The 13895-nt window shown below is 71.3% G+C and carries 12 protein-coding genes; 8 read left to right on the top strand and 4 right to left on the bottom strand.

The window, feature by feature from the left end:
- The first annotated feature begins 15 nt into the window (after positions 1-15).
- Genes ABFX55_RS26515 through ABFX55_RS26540 form a run of 6 tightly spaced genes read left to right on the top strand, consistent with a single transcriptional unit; the run spans position 16 to position 7794 of the window.
- Positions 16-1779 (top strand): glycoside hydrolase family 13 protein, encoded by a 1764-nt coding sequence (locus ABFX55_RS26515; RefSeq protein ID WP_346125331.1) that lies wholly within the window; start codon positions 16-18, stop codon positions 1777-1779.
- Positions 1776-3086, top strand: a complete 1311-nt coding sequence (locus ABFX55_RS26520) for an alpha/beta hydrolase (protein ID WP_346125333.1) — start codon at positions 1776-1778, stop codon at positions 3084-3086. The genes ABFX55_RS26515 and ABFX55_RS26520 overlap by 4 nt, the downstream gene beginning before the upstream one ends.
- Before the next feature lies 1 nt (position 3087).
- Positions 3088-4293 carry a sugar ABC transporter substrate-binding protein gene (locus ABFX55_RS26525; protein WP_346125335.1) on the top strand — a complete coding sequence of 402 codons (1206 nt, stop codon included), beginning with the start codon at positions 3088-3090 and terminating at the stop codon, positions 4291-4293.
- Between the two features lie 2 nt (positions 4294-4295).
- On the top strand, positions 4296-5699 hold the full coding sequence (locus ABFX55_RS26530) for an ABC transporter permease subunit (RefSeq protein ID WP_346125336.1): 1404 nt from the start codon (positions 4296-4298) through the stop codon (positions 5697-5699).
- Positions 5696-6529 carry a sugar ABC transporter permease gene (locus ABFX55_RS26535; RefSeq protein WP_346125338.1) on the top strand — a complete coding sequence of 278 codons (834 nt, stop codon included), beginning with the start codon at positions 5696-5698 and terminating at the stop codon, positions 6527-6529. The genes ABFX55_RS26530 and ABFX55_RS26535 overlap by 4 nt, the downstream gene beginning before the upstream one ends.
- Before the next feature lie 44 nt (positions 6530-6573).
- Entirely contained in the window at positions 6574-7794 is a 1221-nt protein-coding gene (locus ABFX55_RS26540) for a saccharopine dehydrogenase family protein (protein WP_346125339.1), read from the top strand.
- Here ABFX55_RS26540 and ABFX55_RS26545 read toward each other — a convergent pair.
- Positions 7791-8006, bottom strand: a complete 216-nt coding sequence (locus ABFX55_RS26545; RefSeq protein WP_246451970.1) for a hypothetical protein — start codon at positions 8004-8006, stop codon at positions 7791-7793. The two genes, ABFX55_RS26540 and ABFX55_RS26545, sit on opposite strands and share 4 nt — an antisense overlap.
- Before the next feature lie 152 nt (positions 8007-8158).
- The gene (gene gabT / locus ABFX55_RS26550; protein WP_346125340.1) at positions 8159-9505 is read right to left on the bottom strand and encodes a 4-aminobutyrate--2-oxoglutarate transaminase; all 1347 of its coding nucleotides are present in this window, start codon (positions 9503-9505) and stop codon (positions 8159-8161) included.
- 91 nt (positions 9506-9596) lie between these two features.
- Here gabT and ABFX55_RS26555 point away from each other — a divergent pair, with 91 nt between their 5' ends.
- A complete protein-coding gene (locus ABFX55_RS26555) occupies positions 9597-11042 on the top strand; it encodes a PucR family transcriptional regulator (RefSeq protein ID WP_346125341.1) in 1446 nt (481 codons plus the stop codon).
- Here ABFX55_RS26555 and ABFX55_RS26560 read toward each other — a convergent pair.
- A complete protein-coding gene (locus tag ABFX55_RS26560; protein WP_183648489.1) occupies positions 10999-11625 on the bottom strand; it encodes a TetR/AcrR family transcriptional regulator in 627 nt (208 codons plus the stop codon). The two genes, ABFX55_RS26555 and ABFX55_RS26560, sit on opposite strands and share 44 nt — an antisense overlap.
- 205 nt (positions 11626-11830) lie before the next feature.
- On the opposite strand from ABFX55_RS26560, the gene ABFX55_RS26565 reads away from it, so the two are divergent.
- Positions 11831-13258 (top strand): aldehyde dehydrogenase family protein, encoded by a 1428-nt coding sequence (locus tag ABFX55_RS26565; RefSeq protein ID WP_346125343.1) that lies wholly within the window; start codon positions 11831-11833, stop codon positions 13256-13258.
- A gap of 55 nt (positions 13259-13313) precedes the next feature.
- Here ABFX55_RS26565 and ABFX55_RS26570 read toward each other — a convergent pair whose 3' ends face one another.
- Positions 13314-13895 (bottom strand): FMN reductase, encoded by a 582-nt coding sequence (locus tag ABFX55_RS26570; protein ID WP_346125345.1) that lies wholly within the window; start codon positions 13893-13895, stop codon positions 13314-13316.

The following is a 13895-nucleotide window of genomic DNA, read 5'->3' on the forward strand; positions in this document are numbered from 1 at the left end:
CGGAGCGGCAACAGCATGGGGCAGCCAGAAACACTTTGCAACACCGGGGCGCATCACGACGGGTCGCCGCTGTACGTGGCCGACCAGGCGCCCGCCCTCGGCGAACGGGTCGAGGTGTTCCTGCGCACCGCCAACGCGCTCGGCGTCCGCCGCGCCTTCGTGCGCACCGCGCCCGACGGTGAGCCGAGGTTCGCCGAGGCGCTCGTGGACCGCGCGGACGACAGCGAGACCTGGTGGCGGGCGAGCGTCGAGATCGTCAATCCCGAGTGCGGCTACCGCTTCCTGCTGCACACCGCTGGGGGCCAGCTCTGGCTGACCGCCGCCGGCCTGTCACGCGTCGAGGTCACCGACGCGGCCGATTTCACGCTCACCGCCTATCCCCCGCCGCCCGCGTGGGCCGCCGACGCGGTGATCTACCAGATCTTCCCCGACAGGTTCGCCCGCTCGTCCCGGCCGCCCGCGGCGCTGCCCTCGTGGGCCAGGCGGGCGGAATGGCACGATCCCATCCCGTACGGCACGCCAGGCGCCCTCCAGCAGCTCTACGGCGGAGACCTGTGGGGTGTGGCGGAGCGGCTCGACCACATCGAGCGGCTCGGCGCCAACCTGATCTACCTCACGCCGTTCTTCCCCGCCAGGTCCAACCACCGCTACGACGCCACGAGCTTCGACCGCGTGGACCCGCTGCTCGGCGGCGACGAGGCGCTCAGGGCGCTCACCGCGGCCGCGCACGCCCGGGGCATGCGGGTGATCGGCGACATCACGCTCAACCACTCCGGCGACGGCCACGAGTGGTTCCTGCGCGGCAGGGCCGAGGAGTCCAGCCCCGAGCGCGGCTTCTACTACTTGCACGGCGACGACTACGCCACGTTCGCGGGCGTGAAGACGCTGCCCAAGTTCGACCACCGCTCGGAGGAACTGCGCCGCCGCCTGTCACGGGTGGTCACCCGCTACCTGGAGGAGTTCGGCCTGGACGGCTGGCGGGTGGACGTCGCCCAGTCGGCGGGCCGTCACGGCGGCATCGAGCTCAACGCCCAGGTCGCAGGAGACGCGCGAGCCGCCGTGGGAGACCGCCTGCTCCTGGCCGAGCACCAGTTCGACGCCTCCGCCGCGCTGAGGGGCGACGGCTGGCACGGCACGATGTCCTACGCGGGCTTCGCCCGTCCCGTCTGGTCGTGGCTGGCAAGGGAACGTTCCACTGAGTTCTGGGGCACACCAGGACCCATCCCCCTGTACGGCGGGCACGACGTGGCCGAGGTGATGCGCCGCCACTCCAGCCGCGTCCCCTGGCGCTCGCTCACCCACAGCATGACGCTGCTCGACTCGCACGACACCGCCAGGTTCCGTTCGATCGCCGGCAGGGACCATCAGCACCTGGGCGCCGCGCTGCTGTTCACGCTGCCTGGCCTGCCGATGGTCTTCGCGGGCGACGAGGTCGGCGTCGAGGGCGTCCACCTGGAGGACGGCCGGCGGCCCTTCCCGTGGGACGGCCCTCAGGACGAGGGGACCCACCGGATCTACCGCGACCTCATCGGGCTGCGCAGGACCAGGCCCGCGCTGCGCAGCGGCGGCCTGCGCTGGCTTCGGGCCGAGGAGGACGTGCTGCTGTTCGAGCGGGCGCTGCCAGGAGAGACGCTGCTGGTCCAGGTCAGCCGCCGTGACCACGCCCCCGTGCTCGCTCCCGCCGCCATGGCCTGCCTCACCGGCGGCCCCGACCTGCGGCCAGGCGAGCCGATGCCCGCCGATGGGCCCGCTTTCCACATCTGGGAGTTCTCCGCGTGATCGACATCCTGAAGGGCGTCGCCTCACGGGCGCTCGGCAACTCCCGTGACGTCTTCGTCTACCTCCCGCCCGGCTACGACGCCTCGGCGGGGCCCCACCCTGTCGTGATCCTGCACGACGGCCAGCACGTGTTCGCCGGCGCCGGCCTGTCGCCGAGCTGGCGGCTGGACGAGACGCTCGACGACCTGATCGGCAGGGGGCTGCTGCCGCCGCTGGTGGCGGTGGGCGTCTCCAACGCCGGTGACCAGCGCGGCGCCGAGTACTCCCACGAGGTGGCCTATCCCCGTGACCCGCATGCCAGTCCGCGCGGCGAGCTGTACGAGCGCTTCCTCATCGAGGAGCTGCTTCCGCTGCTCCGCTCCCGTTACGCGCTGACCGACGATCCAGGGGCCACGGCGGTGATGGGGTCGTCGATGGGCGGGCTGGTCAGCTACCACCTGGCCTTCCGCCGCCCCGACGTCTTCGGCCTGGCCGCTGTGCTTTCGCCGTTCCTGGTCTTCGTGGATCCCGAGACGCTGGCCGAGACGCCCGTCTTCAGGCGCTTCGACGAGCGCGGCCCGCGCAGGCTGTGGCTCGACATCGGCGGCATGGAGGGCCTGATCATGGTCAGGCCCGTCCGCGAGCTGGCCGGTCACCTCGTCGAGGTGGCCGGCTACGCCCCCGACGACGAGCTGCGCTACCACCACGACCCGCTGGCCCCGCACCACGAGGACGCGTGGGCGCGCCGCGCGGGCAGCGCGCTGCTGCACCTGTTCGGCCGGCCCAGCCCTCTGGTCTCGGTGACCGCGCCGGACGGCAGCACCGCGGTCGGCCAGGTCTTCGACGCCGCTCCGATCGGCGAGCGGGCCGACGGCTCGCGCTCCTCGGTGCTCGGCGGCCCCCTCACATGGACGCCAGAGGATCTCCTGGAGCGGGTGGGGCCCGCCCTGCTCGCCGGCGCGCGCCCCGGCACCGCCGAGGTCGTCACGCGGGCGGGGACGAGCCTCGTCACGGTCGTCGAGGGTGAGGCCGACGCGCTCCTCGAGGTCACGATCGAGGTGCCGCGGGGAACCCCGCCCGACGACACGGTCTACTTCTCCGGGCTGGTCACCGGCGAGAAGGCGCCCGGCGTGCGCCACGGCAGCTGGCGGCTGCCGCGCGGCATCGGGCTCAACGGCACCGTCGGCAGAGGCTGGCGCTGCGACGGCCTGGACGCCGACGGCGCGGTGATCCGTGCCCCCTTCATCCACGAGGACGACCGGCACCTGCGGGTGCGGGTCGCGGGCTGGAGCGACCCCGCCCATGACGATCCGCACAAGGGAGCCTGACATGCGCAAACTACTCGCCCTCTGCCTCCTGCTGGCCGCCGGGTGCGCCACTGCCCCCGAGGAGAAGGCCTCCGGGGAGAAGACCTCCGCCGAAACACCGACTCTCACCGTGTGGGCCGACGACGACAGGGCCGCCGCGCTCCAGCCGATCATCGCCGCCTTCGAGAAGGACAGGGGTGTCCGCGTCAAGATCGTGCAGAAGCCCATGGGCAACCTGCGTGACGACTTCGTCTCCCAGGCGCCCTCCGGTCAGGGACCCGACGTCATCGTCGGCCCGCACGACTGGCTGGGCAAGCTCGTGCAGAACGGCGTGCTCGCCCCGATCGACCTGTCGGCCGCGGCCTCGCTGTTCTCCCCCGTGGCGGTGCGGGCGATGACCTACGAGGGCCAGACGTACGGCGTGCCGTACGCGATCGAGAGTGTGGCGTTGCTGCGCAATCCGACGCTTGCCCCTTCGCGGCCCACGACGTTCGACGAGGTGGTGAAGGCGGGCAGGGCGCTGGTGAAGGCGGGCAAAGCGAAGTATCCGGTGGGGCTGCCGATCGACCCGAAGGCGGGCTCGCCCTTCCACCTGTACCCGCTGCAGACCTCCTTCGGCTCCCGCGTCTTCGGCGAGGGCAGGAAGCTGGAGCTGGACGGGCCTGGCGGCCTGACGTTCGCCGCCTACCTCGCGGACCTGGCCAGGGAGAAGGTCCTGTCCACGTCGCTGACGGGCGACATCGCCACCAGCGCCTTCCTCAAGGGCGAGACCCCCTTCCTGGTGACCGGGCCGTGGGACGCGCCCGCGCTGGTCAAGTCGGGGGTGTCGTTCTCCGTCGAGCCCGTCCCCCCTGCGGGCAGGGAGGCGGCCAGGCCGTTCGTCGGGGTGCAGGGCTTCTACGTCAGCGCCAAGAGCGCCAACCCGATCCTGGCCAACGACCTCCTGCTCAACTACCTCGCCACCGCAGGCGCGCAGACGGCGCTGTACGACGCGGGCGGGCGGCCGCCTGCGATGACGTCGGTGCGCGAGGAGCGGCGCGGCGACCTGGTGATGACCGGGTTCGCCAAGGCGGCCGCCCAGGGCGAGCCGACGCCGAACATCCCCGAGATGGACGCGGTCTGGGCCGACTGGGGACTGTCGCAACTGGCGGTCATCAGCAGACAGGGCGATCCCGCGGAGCTGACTAGGAAGGCCGCGGACCGGATCCGCGCGAAGATCGGGAACTGACCATGCGTTACGTGAAGTACGTGGTGCTCGGGGTCGTGGACGCGCTCGCGGTCCACGGGCTCGTGGTGCTCGGCGGGCAACGGTCGTGGTGGATGTTCGCCGCGCTGCTGCTCGGCACCGTCGCGGTCAACGCGGTCTACCTCAGCAGGCGGGCGGTGCCCGCCAAGTACCTCGCACCTGGAGTGGTGCTGCTGCTGGTCTACCAGGTCTATGTCGTGCTCTACACCGGGTACGCGGCCTTCACCAACTACGGCGACGGGCACAACGGGACCAAGCAGGACGCGGTCAGCGCCATCCTGGCGGGCAGCGAGGTCAGGGTGCCCGGCGTGCCGTCCAGGCCGATCAAGGTGATCGAGAAGGACGGCAGGCTCGGGTTCCAGGTCGGCGCGGCCGTCCAGGAGGGATGGCGGCCCCTCGCCTACGCGGAGATCGTCGCCAGGCAGAGGGAGGTCACCGCTCTGCGCGTGCCGTCCGCGGGCGGCAGCCTCAGGACCGCCGACGGGATGACGGCGGCGCTGTACCGCTCGACGCTCAGGCACGACGCCCGCACGGACACCATCACCGACACCGCCACGGGGACCGTCTACCGCGACAGCGGGCGGGGGACGTTCGCCGCCGGAGAGCGCGAGCTCAGCCCTGGATGGAAGGTGTTCGTCGGGCCCGAGAACTTCACCGCGGTGCTCACCAACGCCGACATCCGCGGGCCCTTCCTCGGGGTGCTGGCCTGGACGTTCGTCTTCGCGGGCCTGTCGGTGGCGCTCAGCTTCGGCTTCGGGCTGGTGCTGGCGCTGGTGCTGGACGGCTACCGCGTCTACAGGACGCTGCTGGTCTTCCCCTACGCCTTCCCCGCCTTCATGGCGGCGCTGCTGTGGCAAGGGCTGCTCAACCCCGACCACGGCTTCGTCAACGAGGTGCTGCTCGGCGGCGCGCACGTCCCGTGGCTGTCGGACCCATGGCTGGCCAAGGTCAGCGTGCTGGCCGTGAACGTGTGGATCGGCTTCCCCTACATGTTCCTCATCTGCACGGGCGCGCTCCAGGCGATACCGCCCGCGCTGTCGGAGGCCGCCCAGGTGGACGGCGCGGGCCCCTGGAGGGTGCTGCGCAGGATCAAGCTGCCGCTGCTGCTGGCCTCGACCGCGCCGGTGCTGGTGGCGACGTTCGCCTTCAACTTCAACAACTTCAACGTCATCTACATGCTGACGGGCGGCGGCCCCCGCGACCCGCGGGCGCCCATCGACGTGGGCTCCACCGACCTGCTGATCTCGCTGGTCTACAAGCTGGCCTTCGGCGGCTCCAGCAGGAACTACGGTCTGGCCTGCGCGGTCTCCATCCTGATCTTCGCGGTGATCGCGGCGGTCTCGCTGGCGGGCTTCCGCAGGACCCGCAGGCTGGAGGCCGCGGCATGAGGCTCTGGAGGCACGTGGTCGGCATGGCCGCGGCCGTCGTCGCCCTGTTCCCCCTGGTGTTCGTCGTGGCCGCCTCCCTCAACCCCAGCGGCACGCTGACCGGCTCGAACGACCTGTTCGCCGACGTCACCCTCGACCACTACGCCACGCTGTTCCGCGACGCGCTGCACCCCTTCTCCCTGTGGTTCGGCAACTCGATGGCGATCGGGCTGACCACGGCAGCGGGCTCGGTCTTCCTCGGCGCCTGCGCGGCCTACGCCTTCTCCCGCTTCAGGTTCACCGGCCGTACGGCGGGCCTGACCGGGCTGGTGTTCGTGCAGCTCTTCCCGCAGGTGCTCGCCTACGTGGCGATCTTCCTGCTGCTGTCGGCGCTGAAGGAGGTCTACCCGCCCCTCGGGCTGGGCAGCAGGCTCGGGCTGGTCATGGTCTACCTCGGCGGAGCGCTCGGCGTGAACACCTACCTCATGAAGGGGTTCTTCGACTCGGTCCCCCTGGAGCTGGACGAGTCGGCGAAGATCGACGGAGCCTCGCACGCTCAGGTCTTCTTCAGGGTGCTGCTCCCCCTGACCGCCCCGATCCTGGTCGTGGTGGCGCTGTTCTCCTTCGTCGCCACGCTGAACGACTTCGTCATCGCCGGGCTGGTGCTGACCGATCCCGACCAGCAGACGCTCGCGGTCGGCCTCTATCAGCTCGTCTCCTACCAGCTCGGGCAGAACTGGGGGGTGTTCGCGGCGGGAGCGCTTCTCGGCGCGCTGCCGGTGCTGGTCCTGTTCCAGTTCCTCCAGCGGTTCATCGTCGGCGGCCTGTCCAGCGGCGCGGTGAAGGGCTGAGACACCGATTGGCTGAATGACCAGTCAGTGGGTAGTGTTCCCGCATGAGAATCCTCCTTGTGGGAGCCGGCGGCGTCGGCTCCGCCGTGGTCCCCATCGCCGCCCGCCGAGATTTCTTCGAACACATCGTGGTCGCCGACTCGAAACAGGACCGGGCGGCCGAGGCCGCCGCCAAGGCCGGCGACGCCCGGTTCAGCGCCATCCAGCTCGACGCCTCCGACCGGGCCGCCGTGGTCGCCGCGTTGCGCGAGCACCGGTGCGACGTGCTGTTCAACGCCGTCGACCCGCGCTTCACCATGCCCCTGTTCGAGGCGGCGCTTGAGGCGGGGGCGCACTACCTCGACATGGCGATGTCCCTGTCCAGGCCGCATCCGCGCGCGCCGTACGAGCTGACGGGCGTGAAGCTCGGCGACGAGCAGTTCGCGAAGGACGCCGAGTGGCGCGCCGGCGGAAAGCTGGCGCTGGTCGGGATGGGCGTCGAGCCCGGCCTGGCCGACGTGTTCGCCAGGTACGCCGCCGACCACCTGTTCGAGAGCATCGAGGAGCTGGGCGTCAGGGACGGCTCGAACCTGGTCGTCGAGGGCTACGACTTCGCGCCCACCTTCTCCATCTGGACGACGATCGAGGAGTGCCTCAACCCGCCGGTGGTGTGGGAGGACGGCGGGTGGCGCACGACCGAGCCGTTCAGCGAACCCGAGGTGTTCGACTTCCCCGAGGGCATCGGCCCCGTGGAGTGCGTGAACGTCGAGCACGAGGAGGTGCTCCTGGTCCCGAGGTGGATCGACGCCAAGCGGGTGACGTTCAAGTACGGCCTGGGCGAGGAGTTCATCGGCGTCCTCAAGACCCTTCACAAGCTCGGCCTCGACGGTACCGACAAGGTGCGGGTGGGCGACGAGGAGGTGGCGCCGCGCGACGTGGTCGCCGCGAGCCTGCCCGACCCCGCCACGCTGGGCGAGCGCATGCGCGGCAAGACCTGCGCGGGCACGTGGGTGAAGGGCACCGGCAAGGACGGCAGGCCGCGCGAGGTCTACCTGTACCACGTGGTCGACAACGCCTGGTCGATGAGGGAGTACGGCGCGCAGGCCGTGGTGTGGCAGACCGCCATCCACCCGGTGGTGGCGCTGGAGCTGGTGGCCAGGGGCGTGTGGAGGGGCGAGGGCGTGCTGGGCCCCGAGGCGTTCGACGCGGTGCCCTTCCTCGACCTGCTCACCGAGTACGGCTCGCCGTGGGGCCTGCGCGAGCAGACGGCGAGCCGGGCCGCCTAACGCGAGGGAAGGCCCACGACGGTGGCGGACATGGCAGGAAGCAGCGCCTCGGCGCAGTCGGGGCAGGCCAGCACACGGGAGCTGTCGGGCAGGCGCCCGACGTGCACCCTGGGCCTCGGCCACCGTTTGTGGCACACCACGCAGGCGTCGCCGTCGCGCTGCGCGAAGCTCAGCCCCTCAGGGTCGAACGTCGCCATGCCGAGCCAGTCCATCACGCTCCTCGCAGTCACCGCTCGTGGTCATACCGGAACCGTTATAGCCGGATGATCGTTGAGCGCACTGCCAAGCGATGGTGAAAACTCGGCGATGGCGATACGCAAAAACGGGCATCCAGCCGCAAGCCGGATGCCCGATTTTCGCGAGGTTAGGCCGACAGCGCCTTCTCGAGGATGGCCAGGCCCTCTTCGAGCAGGTGCTCGGGCATCACGAGCGGCGGCAGGAAACGCAGCACGTTGCCGTAGGTGCCGGCGGTCAGCACGAGCAGGCCCTCGGCGTGGCATCTGCGGACGATCTCCGCCACGACCTCGGGGTTGGGCTCCTTGGTGCCGGGCTTGACCAGCTCGATCGCGATCATCGCACCGCGCCCGCGGACGTCGCCGATGACGTCGAAGCGCTCCTGCATCGCGCGCAGCCTCGGCAGCATGATCTCGCCGATGCGGCGCGCCCTGGCGACCAGGTCCTCCGACTCGATGGTCTCCAGCACGCCCAGCGCGGCCTCGCAGGCCAGCGGATTGCCGCCGTAGGTGCCGCCCAGGCCGCCCGCGTGCACCTTGTCGAGCAGGTCGGCGCGGCCGGTGACGGCGGCCAGCGGCAGACCGCCCGCGATGCCCTTGGCGGTGGTGATGATGTCGGGGACGATGCCCTCGTCCTCACAGGCGAACAGCTGCCCGGTGCGGGCGAAGCCGGTCTGCACCTCGTCGGCGATGAAGACGATGCCGTTCTCGCGGCAGTACTCCGCGATGCGCGGCAGGAAGCCCTTGGCGGGCTCGATGAAGCCCCCCTCGCCCGCGATCGGCTCGATCACGACGGCGGCCACGTTGCCCGCGCCGATCTGCTTGTTGATCGCGTCGATGGCCTGGGCGGCGGCCTCCTCGGCGCAGTTCTCGGGACCCGTCGGCCAGCGGTAGGGGTAGGCCAGCGGCACCCTGTACACCTCGGGCGCGAAGGGACCGAAGCCCTGCTTGTAGGGCATGTTCTTGGCGGTCAGCGTCATGGTGAGCAGCGTGCGCCCGTGGTAGCCGTGGTCGAAGACCACGACGGCCTGCCTGCCGGTGGCAAGGCGCGCCACCTTGACCGCGTTCTCCACGGCCTCGGCGCCGCTGTTCACCAGGAACGTGCGCTTCTCGTGGTCGCCGGGGGTGAGCTCGTTGAGCTTCTCGCACACCTCGACGTACGACTCGTACGGCGTGACCATGAAACAGGTGTGCGTGAAGTCGGCCACCTGCCTGCTGACCCGCTCGACCACGCGGGGAGCGGCGTTGCCCACGCTGGTGACGGCGATGCCGGAGCCGAAGTCGATCAGGGAGTTGCCGTCGATGTCGACGACCACGCCGCCACCGGCCCTCGTCACGAAGACGGGCAGCGTGGTGCCGATGCCGGGCGGCACCGCCGCCTGCTTGCGCGCGAGCAGCTCCCGCGACTTCGGCCCTGGGATCTCGGTGACGAGGCGACGCTCCTGCGGAAGCGCCGGGCCTCCCTGATATGTGCTCATACCGTGACGGTACGGCGGGCGGCGCCCAACGCCGATGTGTCGCGATGGCACAATGGGCACAGCTCGCTTTGCCGGAATGGACAAACACCCGATGCCGCCTTCTCTGCAGACCGTGGTGCGCCGCATGCGGCTGCGCCCGCTGGCCGGTTCGCTCGACCGTCCCGTTCGCTGGGTCGCGGTCAGCGAGCTCGAGGATCCCACGCCGTTCCTCGAGGGCGGCGAGCTGGTGCTGACCACCGGCATGCGGCTGACCTCGGGCTTCTCTGCCTACGTGGGCAGGCTGGTCGAGCGCGGGGTGGCGGGGCTCGGGTTCGGTGTCGGCCTGACCCACGACGACGTGCCCGCCGAGCTGGTCGAGGCGGCCATGGCGGCGGGCCTGCCGCTGCTCGAGGTGCCGCGCGAGACCCCGTTCATCGCGATCGGCAAGACGGTCAGCGAGCTGCTGGCGGCCGAGCAGTACGACGAGATCAGCAGGGCGTTCGCCGCGCAGGGCAGGCTCACGCGGGCGGCGCTGCGGCCCGAGGGCACGCACGCGGTCATCGACAGACTGGCCAAGGAGGTGGGCGGCTGGGCCGCCCTGATCGGCGAGTCGGGCGAGGTCGCGCACGCCACCCCTGACGCCCGCCTCGACACCGTGCTGCCCGCGCTCGACCGGTTGCGCCGCGGCTCTCACCGGCAGGAGCCCGCCGAACGCCCGCTGTCCAGCGTGGCGCTGTCGTCGCCGGGCGAGCACGTGATCGTGCAGCCGCTCAGCGGCACCTCCAGGCGCATCAGGGGATTCTTCGCCGTCGGCGCTCCGCACCCCTTCTCCCCCGTCGCGCACACCGTCGTCAACGCCGCGGGCTCGCTGCTCACCCTCGCGCTGGAGCAGGGCAGGTCGCAGCTGGCGGCGGAGAGAGGGGTGCGCACGGCCGTCCTGACCCTGCTGCTGGCGGGAGAGGTGGAGCGGGCGCGCGCGGCGCTGGCCCCGATGGGAGGGCGGCTGCCCGCCGAGCCCGTCACCGTGCTGGCGGCCGACGGCGAGACGCTGGAGGCCATGGATCCGCGCACGTTCACCACCGAGGGTCTCGCGCTGGTCGAGGAGGTGCCGCCAGGGCTCGAGGGGCCCGTCGGGGTGAGCTCGCCCGTGCCGTACGGCGAGCTCGACAGCGCGATCGAGCAGGCGGGCCGCGCGCTCGAGGCGGCGCGCAAGGCCGAAGGCGGCACGGTGAGGTTCGCCGACCTGGCGGGCCAGGGCCTGCTGGCCCTGCTCGACCCCGCGGCCGCGCACGCCTTCTCCTCGGCGCTGCTCGCGCCGCTCAACGAGTACGGCTCGCGCGCCGATCTCGTCGAGTCGCTGCGCGCCTACCTCGGCGCCAACGGCCACTGGGACGCGGCCGCCCAGCGCCTCGGCGTGCACAGGCACACGCTGCGCTACCGGATGAAGCGCGTCTCCGAACTGCTCGGCCGCGACCTCGACGATCCAGGGGTGCGCGCCGAGCTGTGGATCGCGCTCAGCTCTTGCCCGCCAGGTAACAGCAGATCGTCGCGGTCGTGACCGCCTCGTAGGTGCGGCCGTCGCGCAGGTGCCCGGCCCGTTCGAGGCTGATCGCGCCCTGCGCCGCCGCCCACAGCGCGTCGGCGATCTTGCGAGGCTGCGTGGGCACGAGGTAGCCGGCCGAGATGCAGTCGGAGATCACCCTGTCGAGGATGTTGAGCGCGGCGCGGGCCAGGGTGCGCGCCCGCTCGCTCGGCTCGAAGCCGGGGATGGCCCGCTCGAACATCAGCGTGTAGAAGCCGGGCTCGGCCAGGCACGCCTCGCGGTAGGCGGGGCCGAGCGCGGTGAGGTACTCGAAGGGGTCCTTCCTGGCGGGCACCGCCTCGAGGAAGCGGCGGAAGCGCTCGAAGCCCTCCAGGTAGAGCGCCTCGGCCAGGCCCTCCCTGCTGCCGAACATCGTGTAGATGACCGTGGTGGAGCAGCCCGCCTCTGTCGCGATCCTGCGCATGGACAGGCTGTCGGGCCCTTCGCGGGTGAGCAGGGTCACCGCCACCTCGAGGGTGCGGCCGCGCAGCCGGTCGTGGGAGGTCCGTTCACCCAGCAGGTAGGCACCTTGAAGCCCCAGCGGCGCAGACGTGGTCATGGGGCCATGCCTTTCATGCTCGGGGGAACCGCACCAGGAGGACTTAGCCAGTAAGGAGATCGCTCAAACCACTCGACAAGCTAAACATCCCGAAATAGCACTACATCTGTTACAGACGGCTTTGTTCGGAACGGCCTGCTGGCCCCCCAGCTGTTGTGCAACGTGGAGAACTTACCCGTCGCCGGATGTGGCATACCGTCGGGGTATGGACGTGCGCAGCTTCTGGCTCGCAGGTCGGCCCGCCACGGGCGACCGCGAGCTCACCGTTACCAACTCCCACGACGGTCGTGTGGTCGGCACCTACTCGGTGCCCACCGACGCGCAGGTCGAGGAGGCTGTCGCCGCGGCCGCGGCCGTACAGAAGGAGGCCGCCGCACTGCCCGTGCACGTGCGCGCCGAGGCGCTGGCCCACGTGGCCAAGCGGCTGGCCGAGCGGCACGAGGAGATCGCGCAGCTGATCACCGGCGAGAACGGCAAGCCGATCTTCTGGGCGCGCGGCGAGGTCAACAGGGCCATCTCCACCTTCCGCTTCGCCGCGGAGGAGACCAGGCGCTGGTCGGGCGGCGTGCAGCGGCTCGACACCGAGCCCGCCGCGGCAGGACGGCTGGCCTACGTCAGCCGCCAGCCCAAGGGCCCCGTGCTGGCGATCACGCCCTTCAACTTCCCGCTCAACCTCGTCGCCCACAAGGTCGCCCCCGCGATCGCGGTCGGGGCGCCCGTCATCGTGAAGCCCGCGCCCGCCACGCCGCTGTCGTCGCTGGTGCTCGGCGAGATCCTGGCCGAGACCGACCTGCCCGCTGGGATGTTCTCGGTCCTGCCCGTCGAGAACGAGCGCGCCTCCGCCCTGGTCCAGGACCCCCGCCTGCCGGTGGTCTCCTTCACGGGATCGGGCCCGGTCGGCTACGCGATCATGGACCAGGTGCCGCGCAAGCACGTCACGCTGGAGCTGGGCGGCAACGCCGCGGCCGTCGTGCTGGCCGACGCCGACCTCGACTGGGCGGCCTCGCGCGTCGCCCTGTTCTCCAACTACCAGGCGGGGCAGAGCTGCATCGCCGTGCAGCGGGTCATCGTCGAGGAGTCGGTGCGGGCGGCCTTCGAGGAGAAGCTGGTCGAGGCCGTCGCCGGCCTGGTCACCGGCGACCCGCTCGATGAGAAGACGCAGGTGGGCCCGCTGGTCTCGGTGGCCGCCGCCGAGCGCGTGGCGGCATGGGTGGACGAGGCCGTCGCCTCGGGCGCCCGCGTGCTGGCCGGCGGCACCCGCGACGGCGCCACCGTCGCGCCCACGGTGCTCACCGACGTCCCCGCCGACGCCAAGGTCTCCTGCGAGGAGGTCTTCGGCCCCGTCATGATCGTCAAGCCGGTCGCCTCGGTCGACGAGGCCTTCGCCGAGGTCAACTCCTCCAAGTACGGCCTGCAGGCGGGCGTCTTCACCCGCTCGCTCGACGTGGCGTTCAAGGCCAACCGCGAGCTGGAGGTCGGTGGCGTGATCATCGGCGACGTGCCGTCGTACCGCGCCGACCAGATGCCCTACGGCGGCGTCAAGGAGTCGGGGGTCGGCCGCGAGGGCGTCCACTCGGCCATGGAGGACCTCACCTACGAGAAGGTCATGGTCCTCACGGGCCTGTCGCTCTGATCGCACGGGGCGGGGAGCGGCGTTCAGGAACGCCGCTCCCCGCCCTGTCCCGCGCTCACGGCCTGAGCGCCGCGAGCTGCTGCTCGAACGGGACGACCTCGTCAACCTGGGCCCTGACCGGCTGCTCCTTGCCCATCAGCCCCGCCAGCTCGGAGGCCGCGCGCTCGATGCGCTCCGACAGGCCCTCCGCTCCCCAGTCCTCCGAGGCCGCGTAGACCGCGGTCGGGGCCACGATCGCCCTCAGGTAGGCGAACATCGGCCGCAGCGCGTGCTCCAGCGCCAGCGAGTGCCGCGCCGTGCCTCCCGTCGCCGCGATCAGCACCGGCTTGCCCGCGAGGGCGTCGTGGTCGATCACGTCGAAGAAGGACTTGAACAGCCCGCTGTAGGACGCGGTGAAGATCGGCGAGACGGCGATCAGGCCGTCGGCCGAGGTCACCGCGTCGATCGCGGCGCGCAGCCGGGTCGCGGGGAACCCGGTCACCAGGTTGTTGGCGATGTCGACGGCCAGGTCACGCAGTTCGATGATCTCGACCTCCACCTCGGGCGCCCGATCCACCAGCGCCGACGTCAGCCGATCGGCCAGCAGGCGGGTGGAGGACGGCAGGCTGAGACCGGCCGAGACGACGGCGAGCTTCAT

The organism is Nonomuraea roseola (assembly GCF_039535395.1).
GTDB classification, from domain to species: domain Bacteria; phylum Actinomycetota; class Actinomycetes; order Streptosporangiales; family Streptosporangiaceae; genus Nonomuraea; species Nonomuraea roseola.